The organism is Aquimarina sp. MMG016, from assembly GCF_018100805.1.
In the GTDB taxonomy this organism is placed as follows: Bacteria; Bacteroidota; Bacteroidia; order Flavobacteriales; family Flavobacteriaceae; genus Aquimarina.
Map to the genome: position 1 here is coordinate 41536 of NZ_JAGJEA010000013.1, position 15636 is coordinate 57171.

Sequence of the window (15636 nt, forward strand, 5' to 3'; positions counted from 1 at the left end):
TCATGGAAAACTGTATACTCCTTACCTAATACATCCTACCAAACTAATACACTTTTTCTCCGTTAAGATAGGTCGATTTCACTTTTATATTAGGAATTTTATCTTCTTCAACCTCCATGATATCTTCTTCAAGGATTACAAAATCTGCATATTTACCAATAGAGATACTTCCTTTTTCGAGTTCTTCAAAGTTACTATATGCCGCCCAGATCGTCATTCCTTTTAAAGCTTCTTCACGAGTCAAGGCATCTTCTTTCTGAAAACCTCCTTCAGGATATTGTTTGAGATCCTTTCTGGCTACAGCCGCATAAAAAGTATAAAAAGGACTTACATTTTCTACAGGATAATCCGTTCCTAAAGCTAGTTTACCAGTTTTATTTAATAATTTTTTATATGCATAAGCACCCTTAATACGCTTTTCCCCTAATCGCTCATCCGCCCAGTACATATCACTAGTTGCATGGGTTGGCTGTACACTCATTACCAGGTTATCATCTAAAATCTCAAATTCTTCAGAAGCAACTACTTGTGCATGTTCTACACGCCATCTTCTATCTGATTTATTTTTTAATACTTCATAATATGTATTCATTACTACAGCATTTGCAGAATCTCCTATAGCATGTGTATTCATCTGAAAAGGAGACCCAGCTAATCTTTTTGCTAAATCTTTAAAATCCTTATTACCAATTACCATAGCTCCGTGGTGATTCTCTTTATCTGAATATGGTGCTTTTAACGCAGCTCCTCTAGATCCCAAAGCCCCATCAGCATATACCTTAAAAGAAGATACATTTAGTATTTCAGTTTTGTGAACACCTTTTTCTAAATAATAATCAACATATTCCGGTACATTGCTCACCATTGCATACATCCTGATCTTTAGCTCTTCTTTTTTTTGTAAACTATCTACCAATGCTATTACTTGTGGGCTCAACCCTGCATCATCCACCGTAGTTAATCCATAACTAAAATTTATCCTCTCGGCATCTTTTAGCCCTTGTATTTGTTCATTTATCGTAGGTTTGGGAACGATTGCATTGATCAAACTCATTGGATTATCCACTAAAACACCAGTAAGCTTACCACCTTTTTTAATGATTTCGCCACCAGAAACCTTTGTATCAACAGTAATTTTAGCAAGATCTAACGCCTTTTGATTAACAAGTAATGCATGACCATCTACTCTGGTAACAGCTAAAGGTGTATCTGGAAATAAGCTATCTAGTTTTTCTTTAGTTGGAAATTCTTTCACGTCCCAATCATTCTGATCCCAACCACGACCAGTAATAAAAGATACATTCTTTTCTTTCTGAAAAGCTACAATACGCTCCAATACCTCATCATAACTTTTGGTTCCTACCAGATTTACCTTTTGTTGTTGCAATCCTAAACGATAAAAATGACAATGTGCATCAATCAATCCGGGAACAATTGTTTTTCCTTCTGCATCTAGCGAATCTGAAAACGTATATTTTTTACTAACTTCTTCTAAATTACCAACCGCTACAAACTTATTTTCTTTTATTACAAAAGCCTCTGCACTCGGTTTTGTATCGTCTACGGTATAGACTTTAGCATTAAAAACCAATAAATCAGCTTGTTCTTTAGGTTTTTGGCATGAAATAAAAAGAATGGTACTAATAAGTAAAAAAGAGAGCTTCTGCATAATATAGTTGAGTTTGATTTATGTTTACAAAGCCTAAAAATAGGTATATCAATATTTTATAGAGGTTAAGATTTTCTTAAATACGATATACAATATTTTTATGATGAAATGTATGCAGTTGCCTCAAAAAACAATACTTATATATTAAAATAACACCCCTTCTATGCTTTTTACGAAAACAAAAAGTATGATCCCCCAAACATTTATTACCAAAATAATTTGTGTAACCAAATGGTTACTAGTATATTTGTAACCGATCAGTTACTTATTTTATGAGAAGAGATGTTTTTCAAGCAATTGCCGATCCTGTGAGAAGAGATATTATAACCTTGTTAGCAAACCAAAAGTTAACCGTGAATGAAGTTGCTGAAAAATTTGACATTAGCCGGCCTGCAGTCTCCAAGCATATAAAAATCCTAAAGGAATGTGGAATTATACATATTAATCAACAAGGTAGAGAGCGTTATTGCATCATACAACCTAAAAACCTTATCCCCGCTTTTTTATGGATAGAACAATATCGAAGCTTGTGGGAAGAAAAACTGGATTCTTTTGGGGAATATTTAAATACACTAAAATCAAAAAATAAACAAGATGAGTAAAATTAATGAAATTGACAATCGCACATTAACCTTACAAAAAACATTTGATGCACCAATCCAATTGGTTTGGGAAGCTTGGACTCAACCAGAACATATCGCTAACTGGTGGGGGCCAAAAGGAATGGAAACTAAAGTAATTGAACATAATTTTGAAGTAGGTGGCAGTTGGAAATACGCTATGCAAATGCCCGATGGAAATGAATTTATTGCTGAAGGCATATATTCAGAAATTATTGAGCTCCAAAAAATAGTTACTTCCGCTGATTTTAAACCTATGACCGAAGGTGTTACGCTGCATATTCTTTTGGAGGAAAACGGTGATCAAACTAATTTTACATTTAGTGTTGTTCACGCTACAGAAGAATACTGCAAACAACAAGAGCAGATGGGATTCTACAACGGCTGGGGGTCCACGTTTGATAGACTAGGTGAATATCTTCAAAAGCAATAAACCCAAAACACCATTATCTATAACTTTCACATGTATTAAGAAAATCAGTAAATTTAGCTTAACAAAAAACTGAATACCAATATCATGTTTCAGGATAAAAGTATAAGTTTTCGCATAGCAAATATTAAAGATTTAGCACTTTTACAATATTGGGATACGCAGCAACATGTTATTGATTCTGATCCTGATGATGACTGGAATTGGGAGTATGAACTAAAACGCTTTCCGGAATGGAGAGAGCAACTTATTGCTGAATTAAATGGAAGACCTATTGGTTTTGTTCAGATTATCGATCCAAGAGAAGAAGAATCCCATTATTGGGGTACTATTCCAAAAAATCTTCGTGCAATAGATATCTGGATCGGAGAAAAAGACGATTTAGGAAAGAGATACGGTACTATAATGATGAATTTAGCCATAGAACGTTGTTTTAGAAACAATGATGTGACTGCTATTTTAATAGACCCCTTGGAATCCAATATTAATGCTATTCGATTTTATGAAAAACTTGGATTTAGATTTGTGGAGAAAAGAAGTTTTGGAGATAGTGATTGTATGGTTTATAAATTGAAACGTAAAGATTGGAAACAAAAATGAAAACAATAGCTAGTTGAACCAATAAAACTCAATATAAAATGTGGGAAGAAAAACTAAAAGTATACGATGAACTTGTTAGTAAGTGCACAAGATTTAAAAGAAAAGGCAAAACAATGCCGTATACATCAGCTAATGGATATATGTTCTCTTTATTTAATAAAGCAGGTGAAATAGGTATTAGATTCTCTAAAGAAATTCAGGAAAAGTATATGAAAGAACTGAATACTACGCTCTATAAATCCTATGGCGCAACAATGAAAGGTTATATTTTGATTCCGGATGAAATGCTCAAGGATCTAGATAATGTAGCAAAATACCTGGATGAGAGCTATGACTATGTAATGACATTAGAACCTAAGTAAAAAGCTTTCTAGCTCTTCATCAATATTGTCGCTGATATTTCTCCTTTTCCACTAATTCAATGGCTTTTTTACCATTGTCTATTAAAAATTTAGTTTTCAAGGTTTCTCTATCTTTTATTCTTTGGTAAAACACAATAAAATGTAAATGTGGACCTGTGGCCCAGCCTACATTACCGCTGTAACCGATAAACTGACCTATTTTTATCTTATCCCCAACTTCAACTTCAGCCCCATTTTTTCTAATATGAGTATATTCTGCAAAGGTTCCATCAGAATGATATACAACAATATAATTATTAGACTTTGCACACTCCGGATTGGTACAGCTTTTACTAAAACTCTCTTCAATATCAACTACAATACCATCTCTGGCTGCATAAATTTTAGTCCCCATATCCATCTTAAAATCTAAGGCGTTTTCATTTTGATGTGAGGTAGAACCATTATACCCTTGTGATAACCAATAGGATTTTCCTTTTCCAAAAGGCAAGTAATACTTAAAATTCTTATCATAAGTATCTAAATTATGATTCCCGTAATTATAGGATGTACTGAACCCTAATTTCATAGCTTTTTTTCGATCGACTACACTAAGATCTGTGATCAAATATTTTTTAGTCTTAGCAGGAATAACAAATACCTTATTATTACCATTAGAAGAATTTAAATTTTCTAATCTAAAATCTATTTTTGCCGACACTGGGCAAAACTCGTTATTATCAGCTAAGATTCTAAAGCCATTTTCGGCTTCTTCGTAATACAATTCGAAATTATCCTGAGCAACCAATGTGTTACAAAAAATAAAGAATAATAAAAATGTAAAGTATCTCATTATCAATTTTATTTAGATTCTTACCTCAATAGAAATAACGGTATATAAGGAAACTTGGAACTTAGATCCAAAGCTATTCTTATAAAATCAAAAACTATACCTAAGATAAGGATTTCAAAGAAAACTAATAATTAAACTTATAGGTTATACCTCCTAACACCTGTATACCCTGTACAGGAAAGTTTACCCAACGTTCATAATTTTCTCCGGCTAGGTTGTTTCCTTTTAAGAAAACAGAAAGTTGTTCATTAAATCGATATCCAAGGTTAACGTTAGCATCAAAATAACTATCTAAAGTAATCACAGGTTCGGGAGTTAGTGGCGCAAAGGGAACCGTATTATCAATATCTTTTCTTTCACCCACATAAAATAGTTGTGCACCAGCGAACCATTGATCAGTAATCTGATAATCCAATAGAACAGAACCTTTTACCTCTGGTAAATTCCAGGCTTGTTCTTCGTTATCCAAAGTATAATCAAAATACTCTATGGATGCTCCTAATTTAAACTTTTTAGCAATATTAAAATTTAGTTCTCCATAACCAATCACTGTTTCTACATCATCATATCTGTATGTAAATGAGTTCCCAAAATCAAAGCCTTCTGATTGCGTTGTTGGAATTCTATTATTCACAAACATTGGCTTATCACTTTCTGATGTGTAGCTTCCTCTAAAATTATAACTCACCACATCAGAGATCTTTCCTTTTAACCCTACATATGCATCATATTGATTGTGGGTAGGAGTAAGCCCTATCGTTGGTGATACATAAGGATTGGCGTGAGCAGCATTCCTATAGGTATTTTGTTTCAACTCTCCTTCTAATCCACCATAAGCAATAACTGCTTCATCTAACAACCTATACGAAGCGGTCACTTTTGGATATATAAACAAATCATTATCATCAATCTTACTATTGACACTATAAAACACAGCTGCTCCTAGATTTAAAGTAAGGTTATCTCTTAACACTATCAAACTTGGATTTACCCCCATATTAAGTATACTAAAATCATTAGGAATCTGAAGTACTGGGTTAATGTCACGCTCAAAACTTCCTCCAAGATAATCTACTATAAAATTAGTAGTAATTAATTCATCTCCTATTTCGAACTCAAAAGTTGGTTTTGCTACTACATGATGTTCTACAGAACTTAGTGCATCGCCAAAATATCTATACTTTAATTCTGCTTTTTTGAAGTACAGATCATCAAATTGAAGTTTCCCTCCTATTTTAGCTCCAAAATAATTCTGAGTTGGATCAATAGCATCGATTTGTTCTGGAGTTAATACAGGAATATCCGGCAATCCATACCAATTATATAATTGATGTTCTACTCCTACCTCAATACCATACGTATAGTCTCTAGTTCGTGAGGTATAATTAAGATCTAAAAAAGTATTATAGAATTTATCATCCAATTGTACACCATCAATACCTCCTTGGGATGAATTATGATGAAAATATAATCCTAAGTTATCAGAGCGATTCAGTTGAAAATTACTGTAAAACTCCGCTAAAACTGAAGTGAAATTACCAAAACCTAGAGTCGCATAATTATCATAAATAGGAATCTTTTTAGGACGATCGATATTTGCTGCTCTACCCTTTGCCGGCGAAAAAGTCGAAGCTACCGGAACCGAAAAAATACTATATCGTATTTCCTTTTTCTTTTGGGTAATAGAATCGTCTAAAATTGGAGTAGATTTAATTTTAAAAGCATCACTAATCTCCGGTGTATATGCTTTGACAATTACTACTCGTTCGGTTTCTATGGTTTCTTTTTCCTTTTCTTGTGCAACAACTATATTGCTGATTATTATAAGAAGTAAAAAAAGTATTTCTTTCTGAAAATATCTATGCATAAGATACAAATCGTTTAATAACTAATAAATGGATTACTGATCGGTTTGGATGGATGAATTAGTTTTTGCCTCTTCGGCTTTTATTTTTCTGAGTTCTTCTTTGGCTTCGGTAACAACATCAGGATAATCAGTGAAGTTTTTGATCACGCTTTCTAAAATATAAGTTGCTTGATAAGCATCTTCTAGTCCATAGAAGTTTTTTGCCATCAACACTAAACCTTTAGCACCATATAATTTATATCCTGAATAGTTTTTTGCCAATTGCTGAATAACTTCATTAGAAGCTTTATAACTTCCTTCTTTATTTTTGAAAAATGCATTGTAATACAAAGCTTCTGCAGCCAATTCTCCAGTTGCGATTTTCTCAACCTCAACATATGCTCTTTTGGCTCTTACATCATCAACACTCTGCAATGCTGCTCTAGCGATAAATACTTGTGCGTCACTTTTTACATCATTCTGGATCTTAGGGTTAGCCAATACTTTTTCGGCATACACAATAGTTCTAGCATAATCTATTAATTGATAGTATGACTTCATCAAGTTAGACTGTGCAAAAACGATGTTTTGAGGAAAATCTGCATCTCTTTCTAAGCGTTCCAATACTGGAATTGCTTTTTCGTAATTACGATTCTCTAAATGTATCTGCGACAGCCTAGCCAAAGCCTGTTCTGTATATTCTGTTCGTTCTTGTTTCAAAATATATTCATAATGTGGTATCGTCGCATCTTTATCTCCTTTTTTAAAATATAACTGTGCTAATTGAAAATGACTCTTAAGCGCATGTAATCCATTCGGAAATTCATTAAGATATTTCTCGAAGCCATTAATCGCTCCTGCCTCATTATTTTCTATAAATTGCTTTTCGGCTGCTTCATACGAAGTATTATCAAGGTCTGCATCTGTAACATTCACAAAACTTAACCCTTTTACCCAACTAGAATACTCATCTGTTCTTCCCAGATCCACATAAATTAACCGTGCGGTATTAACTGCTTGTACTGCTTCCTCGCTTCCAGGATATTCAGCAACTACTTTCTTAAACTTAGATAAAGCTCTATTACCCTGATCACTATTATAGTAGATTAAACCTTGCTTTAGTAATGCTTTGGGGACATAAGAACTCCTAGGGACATTCTTAATCAATCTATCATAAGCTTCGATTCCTCTATCTATTTTATTTTCGGCAACATAGGTATCACCTAATGCAAACATAGCATCATCGCGATAGGTAGAACGATCATACATCTTAAGAAACATCTCCAAGTCATTGATCTTTTTATTATTCTTTTTTACAAAACCGTAGCTAATAGCTTTTTGATAATGTGCGTAATCAGAATCTGAACCACCATTTTTAATCGCTTTATTATAGGCTTCCATTGCCGGCCAATATTTACTAGAGATAAAATTACTGTCACCCAATCTCAGGTAAGTATCGGTCACCATAGTTTTATCTATATCTGATTCCTTAGAAAACTTATCAAAATAACTAGCAGCCTGTCCGTATTCTTTTAATTTGAAATACGTATATCCCAAATTGTAATCAATATGTTTATATTCAGTAACTGTTGAAGCTCCCTGGCTACCTTTAAACTGCTTGAAACCAATTAAAGCTTCCTCAAAATTATTTTGCAAATAATCACTTTCTGCTTTCCAATATATTGCCTTGGCAGTAAACTTTGGATCTCGTTGCTGAGTAAGTGATTTATCAAAATATGTTTTTCCTTCTGTATAATTACCTTCATTATACAATTCTATCCCTCGATAAAAAGCCACTTTTTGCAAAATAACCTTATCCTCAAAATCTCGACTGCTTTCCAGCAAATCCATTGCTTCTTTATAGTTTTTAGAAGTGATATAAGAACTTATTAACAGCTCTTTGATCTCGCTTTTGAACTCAGTATTGGGATATGTATCCAAGTAAGATTGGAGTACTTTTGGAGCACTCTCAAACGAATTACCAATATCATAACTTAGTTTTGCATAATTATACAAAGCATCTTCTTTGATTTTAGCTTCAAAATCCATCTCTGAAGCATTCTTAAACGCATTAAGCGCTTGTTGTTTTTGGTCAGTCTTAAGATAAGATTCTGCTAAATGATAATATGCGTTTTGCGCAGTAGCATTTTGACCACCGACAATTTTATTGAATTCGGAAATGGCGCTAGTATAATCACCTTGTTTATAATACGCATAGCCTAATTGGTAATAATCTGTATTATTCCATTTTCCTTTTCGGCCTCGGTATCCCTTTAGATAAGGAATTGCTTTGTCATATTGACCAAGGTTGAAATAACTCTCCCCAATAATTTTATTTAATTCAGATTTTTCTGAAGGTTTCGACTTTGACAACCTACCCACCCCTTCATCAATAGCTTCTTGGAATTTACCTGCTTTAAAGTTCATATCAGCCTGAAAATAAGACAGGTTCTTATTATACTCATCAAGATCTTTTACCTCATCAAATAACTTGGTAGCCTCCTGATAGTTATCACCTTCATAGGCGATAAAACCCAAGTAATATTTCGCTTTAGCTCCGTATTTATCAGATTCCTCTACCCGATTCAGGTATTTTTTAGCTTCATTAAATCGTTGAATCTTAAAATATGCATATCCATTATTAAAATTAAACTTCTCCTTCTCTGCCCTACTCATATTACCCTCATCCACTTTTTCATACCACTTACGAGCATAAGCATATTTACCATTATCAAAATAGTAATTGGCGACATCCAGATAGGCTGCATTTCGTTTAATACTTGTAGGATACTGAACCACAAAATCCTCCATTAATTGATCCGCTCCTTTTTGATTCAACCAAACAGCACAATTAGCTATGTAATAGGTACATTCGGCATCTATATTTTCGTCATCAACGGCATCTCGGACTTTATCAAACAGGTTTTGTGCTGCAAGAAACTGCTTGTTATTGTATAACTCTAATGCTTGGTTATACAGCACTAATTCATTGGTATAAATTGCGGATTGCTGAGCGGATAATTTCGCTAACAGGCTAATCACAAAAAGCATCAAGGTGATGTATTTGTTCATCTGACTAAATTTTACAATCTTAAAAAGTAAATATCGTTTCCCGTGGATAAATTTTGTGTTAAAGATAGCCTAATCTTCATTTTAATAACGAAAGATTTTATCGATAATTACATGAATTTCGATAATACTTCGAAATAAATCCTTTTGATAAAATATTAATCTTTAAAAAAGGTTATCCTAAATAGTAAAGCTGTTTCATTAGTTTTCAATAAAAAACTTTTTACTTTTACTGAAATTAACAAATCCAGATTCTTTTTATGTCTAATATGGTTCTTGAACTCAAAAATGCTTCGATATACCAACGTGAAAACTTGATTTTATCCGACGTTAATGTAGAAGTTAACAAAGGAGATTTTGTGTACCTGATTGGTAAAACTGGTACAGGAAAGAGTAGTTTTATGAAGACATTGTACGGTGATATTCCCTTAGTTGAAGGAGAAGGAAGTATTGTGGATTTTGACCTTAGAACTTTAAAAGAAAATCAAATTCCATTTCTAAGAAGAAAATTAGGCATTGTCTTTCAGGATTTTAAATTATTGAATGACAGAACTGTAAAAGGCAATCTAATGTTTGTTCTAAAAGCTACAGGTTGGACCGATGAAAAGGCAATGGATAGTAAAATTGATGATGTCCTGGATAAAGTAGGAATGAAAACCAAAGATTTTAAATTTCCTTATCAATTATCAGGTGGAGAGCAGCAACGTATTGCAATTGCAAGAGCATTGCTCAATGATCCAGAGCTTATTCTTGCTGATGAACCAACAGGAAACCTAGATCCTCAGACTTCTGTAGAAGTTATGGAAGTACTACAGGATATCAATAAAAATGGAAACACCATCCTTATGGCTACACATGATTATGCTTTATTATTAAAGTATCCATCTAAAACACTAAAATGTGATGGAAATAAGGTTTTTGAGGTAGTACAACGAAAGGGGTAGATTATCTACTAAACAAAAACATTATGCGTCTTATAACTCTTGATGATATCATAGACACCTATGCAAAATCTAAGCAAAGAGGCGTATCTTTTATAGCATCTAAATTTAATTTTAGTGGTATCAAAAGGACCAAGAGTACGTTTAATGAACTAAATACTGTTTCCGCAAATTGGTGGATCATTCCTGAAGTAAAAAAACGTTGGAACCTATTGATTACTGGTGACAAAAACATGGAGTTTGAAGAATTTCTGGTTAAAGAGCTTCTTAAAGACACCAAAGGCTTAAAGATGTTATCGATTGGTAGCGGCATCTGTGATCATGAATTGAAATTTGCAAGTTTTGATAATTTTGAAGAAATATTATGTTTAGATATTAATGAAGTATTGTTTGATGAAGCAAAAAAAATTGCTAATCAAAAAGAACTCAAAAACATAAAATTCAAGCTTCAGAACATTTATGAATACGATTTTCCTGAGAACTACTTCGACATTGTATTTTTTCACCATTCATTGCATCATTTTAAAAACATTGATCAGTTAGTAGGTCAAAAAATTAAGCAAACATTAAAAGAAAAAGGTGTATTGGTAATTGATGAATTTGTAGGACCTAACAGATTACAGTTCCCTAAACATCAAATCAAAGCTGTCAATCAATCATTACAGCTTATACCTAAAAAATATAGAAAACGATATTTATTAAATTTTTATAAAAACAAAATTTATGGATCTGGTGTTTTACGGGTAATTCTTGCAGATCCATCTGAATGTGTTGAGTCAGAAAGTATTATTCCTGCCGTGCATCGTCATCTAAAACCTATTTATGAAACTCCATATGGCGGTAACATTTTGGCAAATACCCTTAAAGATATAGCTCATCATTTTGTTGATCTAGATCCTGAAAAAGAAAAAGTTTTAAAAGAGCTATTTGAATTTGAAAATCAATATCTAAAAGAACACTCATCAGATTTTGTTTTTGGTGTTTACCAAAAAGAGTAGCCCCTGATTAATTTTCTTTATCATTAAGTCCAAGAATACTAAAGAAAAAGCTAGATAAGATAATTTGTGTTCCAAACAGAAATGCCCCTACAGAAATTACTGTTGATTTCTGATCCAAAGCAGAAAACGTAACTGCACCGTCATATACTATAGTAAAGTTTGTATATAAATACACCATTATACCGATTAAAATTAATGTAAATCCTATAAGTAATCCTCGTTCTAAATTAATAACTTTAAATATTGAACCATACCGCTGACTTCTGGGAAGTAAACCATTACTTACTGCAAAAATCTTAGTTAACGCATAAAAAAGAATAAACTGAAAACCAACTAATGACATACCAGAGGCATATAATAATGTTCTGAGATTTAGAAAATCACTGTTCTGATCGAACGGAGTAACTATGAGTATTATCGAACAAATAATCCCAAATAAAAAAAGTATCATTCCAGGAATAAGAAAAAGCCATCTAGGGCTATATAACAGCAAAAATCGTAGATGTCTCCACCCATCTCTCCAAGTTCGTAAATGTGCTTCCCTACTCCTGCCACTAGGAAATACCTTGGTAGGCACCTCAGTTATTTTCAGCTTCTCTAGTTCTGCTTTTACTATTAATTCTGACGCAAATTCCATTCCTGTAGTTGTAAGACTCAATCCTTTATAAGCATCTCTGGCAAACCCTCTTAAACCACAATGAAAATCTCCTATTTTAGAATTAAATAACATTTTACCAATAAAAGTCAGAATAGGATTTCCTACATAACGATGTAAAAAAGACATAGATTTTTTATCTACTCCGCCTAAAAATCTGTTACCCACAACTAATTCATATCCTTCATCAAGCTTTTCAACAAATAAATTCAGGTTTTCGAGATCATGACTATCATCAGAATCACCAATAATAATATATTCACCTACTGCTGCCTCTATTCCTCCTCTCAAAGCACTACCGTATCCTTTTATTGAAATATGGACAATTTTAACTCCTAAATTTTGGGCAATTTCTATAGAACCATCTGTACTTCCATTATCCGCTACTATAATCTCTCCTACAATATTATTTAGCTCTAAAAAGCTTTTTGCCTTATTAATGCAAATCGCTAAAGTTTCTGCCTCATTGAGACAAGGCATGACTATAGATAGCTTAATTTGCATTATGATATTGAGTTTTAAAATATTGATCAACAAACAAAAAGAAAGCAATAAATACTACCCAATCATTATAAAACGTATATCGGTTTCCTGAGCTTGTAGCTATTGCCAAAAAGGCAATATTACTAAAAGTACATAAAAACACAAAAACCAGCATTTTCCCTAGTTTTGAACCATTGTTAACCATGAAATAAATACCTATTCCCAAAATAATAAAATGTAGTAATAAATATTTAGCACTACCTAATGATGATTTTATATTTTGGATATACAGCTTAAACCAGGCTTTAAAGTTATCTAATAGCAAAGGCAAATACATCTTCTGAGTTAAATTATCTGTAGCAATATAACGTTCATTCAAGGGTAATCCCTTTTGCTCATAAAACTTCATCCCATATTCATGAATAGTATGATTACATATATGTGAGTAGTTTTCATGAAATATCGAAAAAGAACTTGTATACTCTAATGTGTTAGCATAGTTATTAGTCCAATTTTGGTCTTCCAATCTTTCTTGAACTTGTTTAAAATATATCTTCTCATCCTTATCACTAAAAAGAGAAACATCTTCCTTATCTGAAACATAAAAAACTGAGGTAATGATACTCGGTCCAATAAATGGTGTAGAAACATAATATCCGTATTCTAAATAATGGAAGCTCTTATCCATGATGTTAGAAACAAAAGGAATTGATAAAAAAATGATTCCTAAAAGAATATGCTTTCTCTTTCGAGTGATAAAAAATAAGTATCCGGATAATAATAAGGCTATGGGAACTAATGATAAAAACTGGCCTCGCACAAAAACTAACAACAGTAGAGTTATTGCAGAGTGAAAAAGGTTTTTTTCTTTATGCTCTATAAATGCATATATACTATTAGCAATAAATATTAGATAGAGAGGATAGCACAGAGCTTCACTCATTATCTTATTTGCGGTAAGATGAAGATATAGAACTGGAGCCAATAAAATCAACACACTCAATACAGAAAATAGTTTCTGAAACTTGAATACATCGTTTAGACAATTATGAAGCATACGAATTCCATATAGATTAAAAATCAACTGGACAATCAGAAGAGGATATTCAAAATAAGAGCTAAATAGTTTTTTAAAAAAAGAAAGAAAAATAATGTATCCAGAAGATCTATTAATTTCCTTAGACAGAAAAGCAGAACTATCTAACTCATAAACCACTCCTCTATACAAAACTAAAAGAATAGTAATTGTATAAATCAACAACTCTATTCGATTCGTGTTTTTAAGTTTATCAATAGTTGACCTAACAATTTGGTTCATAAACACTATCTGTTATTTTTTTTATAAACATGAGGGTTTTCTTTTACTCCTTTTTTAAAAACTTTTCTTAATGCCATTCTTAATCCACTATCAATTTGCAAAACTTTATTTTTAAAATATTGACCGGGTCTTGCCCTAAAAGTAGTGACGTGAAAGCCTTTTTGAGAATCAATTGGTTCTTTTGAAAAATAATAATTAGAAACACAGCATCTTACTGAATCTATTCTCACTTCATTTACAGAATGCCAGGAACGTTTATGGGTAGACATCACAACTAATCTATTAAACTTAGACTCAATTACAAGAGGATCACCTCCTATCCCGTTAGGCCATAATTCTAAATTCCCTCCGTTTTCTAGACTCCATTCCGGAGTAACGTAGTATAGTAAATTTAGAGCTCTCCATAAGTTTCTATCCTTATCGTGCGAATTATCGAGATGTGGATTAAGGTAATTTCCTTCACCCATCATAGAAATCCCACCAGCGTATAGATTATCATCAGGTTGCACTTCTATACAGCCACATATTTTAGATATTACATCAACCACACGATTATCCTGAAATGCATAAATTACCTCCTCTAGCAATGGATGATATTTATTCATTTGAGCAGTGACATATTTAAATTCTCTGATACTTTTCTTTAAATAAACTTCTTCTTTAGAAGGAAAGTTATCGTATATTTTTTTGGCAAGTTCCATGGGTAGAACATTATCCAGAAAAAAATAACCGATATGACTTTTAGAAGCTTCAAACTGATGTTGTAATTCATTAAAACTATGATTCAATGACTCTAAAATCATCTCTGCAATTCGATCTCTATTGTACTGCTTATCTATAAATGACATAGTTTAAAAACAATGATGGAAGCAATATAGTTATTTTCGCTATTTTTGAAGCCTTTTAAGCTATGCTTTCTATACTCATTCCTACATATAATTATGATATTACTCTTTTGGTCAGACAATTGAAAGTCCAATTAGAAAAAGTATCACTTACTTATGAAATTATTGTAGCAGATGATGCGTCTTCACACTCAGAAATAATTAAAAAAAACAAAGGAATTGAAAAGCTTTCTTTTTGTAAGTACATAGGACTCAAAGAAAATATAGGTCGTAGTAAAATTAGAAACCTTCTTACTAAACAAGCCAACCACGATAATTTACTATTTCTGGATGCCGATGTAGTGCCTCTACACGATTCATTTATTCAGGTTTATTTAGATCATCTCCCTTTAGTCACTGATGTTGTCTACGGAGGAATCGTATATCAAGCAAAAAAGCCAAAAAAACAACAAGTACTTCGTTGGAAATATGGTAATAATAGAGAAGCTCTTTCTGTCGAAAAGAGAGTAAAAGAGCCTTATATTTCTTTTCTTACACTTAACTTTTTAATAAAGAAGTCAGTATTTGATAAAGTTACCTTTAACGAAGAAATACCTAATTTAAGATGTGAGGATACTTTATTTGCAATGGAAGCAAAAAAGAACAAGCTTTCTATACATCATATTCATAACCCTATTATACATCTTGGTCTAGAAACTAGTGAAATATTCTTAAAAAAATCACTAGAATCCATTGATGTAAGGAAATCCTTTGTTAAGGAAAAATTACTCTATTCTCATCAAACGAAAATTACTCATTTAGCAAAAAAAATCTACAAATTAAGACTTCACATCTTAGTAGTTTTAGCGTATAGATTGATTGGCTCTTTTCTAAAAAGGAACATTCTTTCTGCAAATCCTTCTATGATTGCTTTCGATTTATATAGATTAGGATATTATTTTGATAGTAAAGAAAGGTAATACTAAAAC

General features: G+C 32.4%; 14 protein-coding genes. 7 read left to right on the forward strand and 7 right to left on the reverse strand.

Going from position 1 to position 15636, the window contains the following annotated elements; translation table 11 throughout:
- Positions 1-43: 43 nt before the first annotated feature.
- Positions 44-1669, reverse strand: a complete 1626-nt coding sequence (locus J8M14_RS19080; RefSeq protein ID WP_211076423.1) for an amidohydrolase — start codon at positions 1667-1669, stop codon at positions 44-46.
- Between the two features lie 272 nt (positions 1670-1941).
- On the opposite strand from J8M14_RS19080, the gene J8M14_RS19085 reads away from it, so the two are divergent.
- The 4 genes from J8M14_RS19085 to J8M14_RS19100 all read left to right on the forward strand — a co-directional run bounded on the left by J8M14_RS19085 (position 1942) and on the right by J8M14_RS19100 (position 3681).
- Positions 1942-2271, forward strand: coding sequence for a metalloregulator ArsR/SmtB family transcription factor (locus J8M14_RS19085; RefSeq protein WP_211076424.1), 330 nt, complete (start codon positions 1942-1944; stop codon positions 2269-2271).
- Positions 2264-2722 carry an SRPBCC domain-containing protein gene (locus J8M14_RS19090; protein ID WP_211076425.1) on the forward strand — a complete coding sequence of 153 codons (459 nt, stop codon included), beginning with the start codon at positions 2264-2266 and terminating at the stop codon, positions 2720-2722. The genes J8M14_RS19085 and J8M14_RS19090 overlap by 8 nt, the downstream gene beginning before the upstream one ends.
- Before the next feature lie 84 nt (positions 2723-2806).
- Positions 2807-3319 (forward strand): GNAT family N-acetyltransferase, encoded by a 513-nt coding sequence (locus tag J8M14_RS19095; RefSeq protein WP_211076426.1) that lies wholly within the window; start codon positions 2807-2809, stop codon positions 3317-3319.
- A 38-nt stretch (positions 3320-3357) separates the two neighbouring features.
- Positions 3358-3681 carry a hypothetical protein gene (locus tag J8M14_RS19100; RefSeq protein ID WP_211076427.1) on the forward strand — a complete coding sequence of 108 codons (324 nt, stop codon included), beginning with the start codon at positions 3358-3360 and terminating at the stop codon, positions 3679-3681.
- Between the two features lie 19 nt (positions 3682-3700).
- Here J8M14_RS19100 and J8M14_RS23335 read toward each other — a convergent pair whose 3' ends face one another.
- The 3 genes from J8M14_RS23335 to J8M14_RS19115 all read right to left on the reverse strand — a co-directional run bounded on the left by J8M14_RS23335 (position 3701) and on the right by J8M14_RS19115 (position 9431).
- Positions 3701-4513 (reverse strand): M23 family metallopeptidase, encoded by an 813-nt coding sequence (locus J8M14_RS23335; protein WP_211076428.1) that lies wholly within the window; start codon positions 4511-4513, stop codon positions 3701-3703.
- A gap of 124 nt (positions 4514-4637) precedes the next feature.
- Positions 4638-6380, reverse strand: a complete 1743-nt coding sequence (locus tag J8M14_RS19110; RefSeq protein WP_211076429.1) for a TonB-dependent receptor — start codon at positions 6378-6380, stop codon at positions 4638-4640.
- Between the two features lie 33 nt (positions 6381-6413).
- Complete coding sequence (locus J8M14_RS19115; protein ID WP_211076430.1) at positions 6414-9431, reverse strand: tetratricopeptide repeat protein; 3018 nt, start codon at positions 9429-9431, stop codon at positions 6414-6416.
- A 257-nt stretch (positions 9432-9688) separates the two neighbouring features.
- On the opposite strand from J8M14_RS19115, the gene J8M14_RS19120 reads away from it, so the two are divergent.
- Positions 9689-10372 (forward strand): ATP-binding cassette domain-containing protein, encoded by a 684-nt coding sequence (locus J8M14_RS19120; protein ID WP_211076431.1) that lies wholly within the window; start codon positions 9689-9691, stop codon positions 10370-10372.
- A gap of 23 nt (positions 10373-10395) precedes the next feature.
- Positions 10396-11367 (forward strand): methyltransferase domain-containing protein, encoded by a 972-nt coding sequence (locus J8M14_RS19125; RefSeq protein ID WP_211076432.1) that lies wholly within the window; start codon positions 10396-10398, stop codon positions 11365-11367.
- 7 nt (positions 11368-11374) lie between these two features.
- On the opposite strand, the gene J8M14_RS19130 is transcribed toward J8M14_RS19125, so the two are convergent.
- The 3 genes from J8M14_RS19130 to J8M14_RS19140 are packed head-to-tail and all read right to left on the reverse strand — an operon-like array spanning position 11375 to position 14671.
- A complete protein-coding gene (locus tag J8M14_RS19130; protein ID WP_211076433.1) occupies positions 11375-12526 on the reverse strand; it encodes a glycosyltransferase family 2 protein in 1152 nt (383 codons plus the stop codon).
- Positions 12516-13823, reverse strand: coding sequence for a hypothetical protein (locus tag J8M14_RS19135; protein ID WP_211076434.1), 1308 nt, complete (start codon positions 13821-13823; stop codon positions 12516-12518). Before J8M14_RS19135 ends, J8M14_RS19130 begins: the two co-directional genes overlap by 11 nt.
- Before the next feature lie 5 nt (positions 13824-13828).
- Complete coding sequence (locus J8M14_RS19140; RefSeq protein ID WP_211076435.1) at positions 13829-14671, reverse strand: 2OG-Fe(II) oxygenase; 843 nt, start codon at positions 14669-14671, stop codon at positions 13829-13831.
- Between the two features lie 62 nt (positions 14672-14733).
- On the opposite strand from J8M14_RS19140, the gene J8M14_RS19145 reads away from it, so the two are divergent.
- Positions 14734-15627 (forward strand): glycosyltransferase family 2 protein, encoded by an 894-nt coding sequence (locus J8M14_RS19145; protein WP_211076436.1) that lies wholly within the window; start codon positions 14734-14736, stop codon positions 15625-15627.
- Positions 15628-15636 lie beyond the last annotated feature (9 nt).

Bases quoted from the DNA above. Each gene is read 5' to 3' on its own strand.
- J8M14_RS19080 (WP_211076423.1), bottom strand. From the start codon at position 1,669: ATGCAGAAGCTCTCTTTTTTACTTATTAGTACCATTCTTTTTATTTCA.
- J8M14_RS19085 (WP_211076424.1), top strand. From the start codon at position 1,942: ATGAGAAGAGATGTTTTTCAAGCAATTGCCGATCCTGTGAGAAGAGAT.
- J8M14_RS19090 (WP_211076425.1), top strand. From the start codon at position 2,264: ATGAGTAAAATTAATGAAATTGACAATCGCACATTAACCTTACAAAAA.
- J8M14_RS19095 (WP_211076426.1), top strand. From the start codon at position 2,807: ATGTTTCAGGATAAAAGTATAAGTTTTCGCATAGCAAATATTAAAGAT.
- J8M14_RS19100 (WP_211076427.1), top strand. From the start codon at position 3,358: ATGTGGGAAGAAAAACTAAAAGTATACGATGAACTTGTTAGTAAGTGC.
- J8M14_RS23335 (WP_211076428.1), bottom strand. From the start codon at position 4,513: ATGAGATACTTTACATTTTTATTATTCTTTATTTTTTGTAACACATTG.
- J8M14_RS19110 (WP_211076429.1), bottom strand. From the start codon at position 6,380: ATGCATAGATATTTTCAGAAAGAAATACTTTTTTTACTTCTTATAATA.
- J8M14_RS19115 (WP_211076430.1), bottom strand. From the start codon at position 9,431: ATGAACAAATACATCACCTTGATGCTTTTTGTGATTAGCCTGTTAGCG.
- J8M14_RS19120 (WP_211076431.1), top strand. From the start codon at position 9,689: ATGTCTAATATGGTTCTTGAACTCAAAAATGCTTCGATATACCAACGT.
- J8M14_RS19125 (WP_211076432.1), top strand. From the start codon at position 10,396: ATGCGTCTTATAACTCTTGATGATATCATAGACACCTATGCAAAATCT.
- J8M14_RS19130 (WP_211076433.1), bottom strand. From the start codon at position 12,526: ATGCAAATTAAGCTATCTATAGTCATGCCTTGTCTCAATGAGGCAGAA.
- J8M14_RS19135 (WP_211076434.1), bottom strand. From the start codon at position 13,823: ATGAACCAAATTGTTAGGTCAACTATTGATAAACTTAAAAACACGAAT.
- J8M14_RS19140 (WP_211076435.1), bottom strand. From the start codon at position 14,671: ATGTCATTTATAGATAAGCAGTACAATAGAGATCGAATTGCAGAGATG.
- J8M14_RS19145 (WP_211076436.1), top strand. From the start codon at position 14,734: ATGCTTTCTATACTCATTCCTACATATAATTATGATATTACTCTTTTG.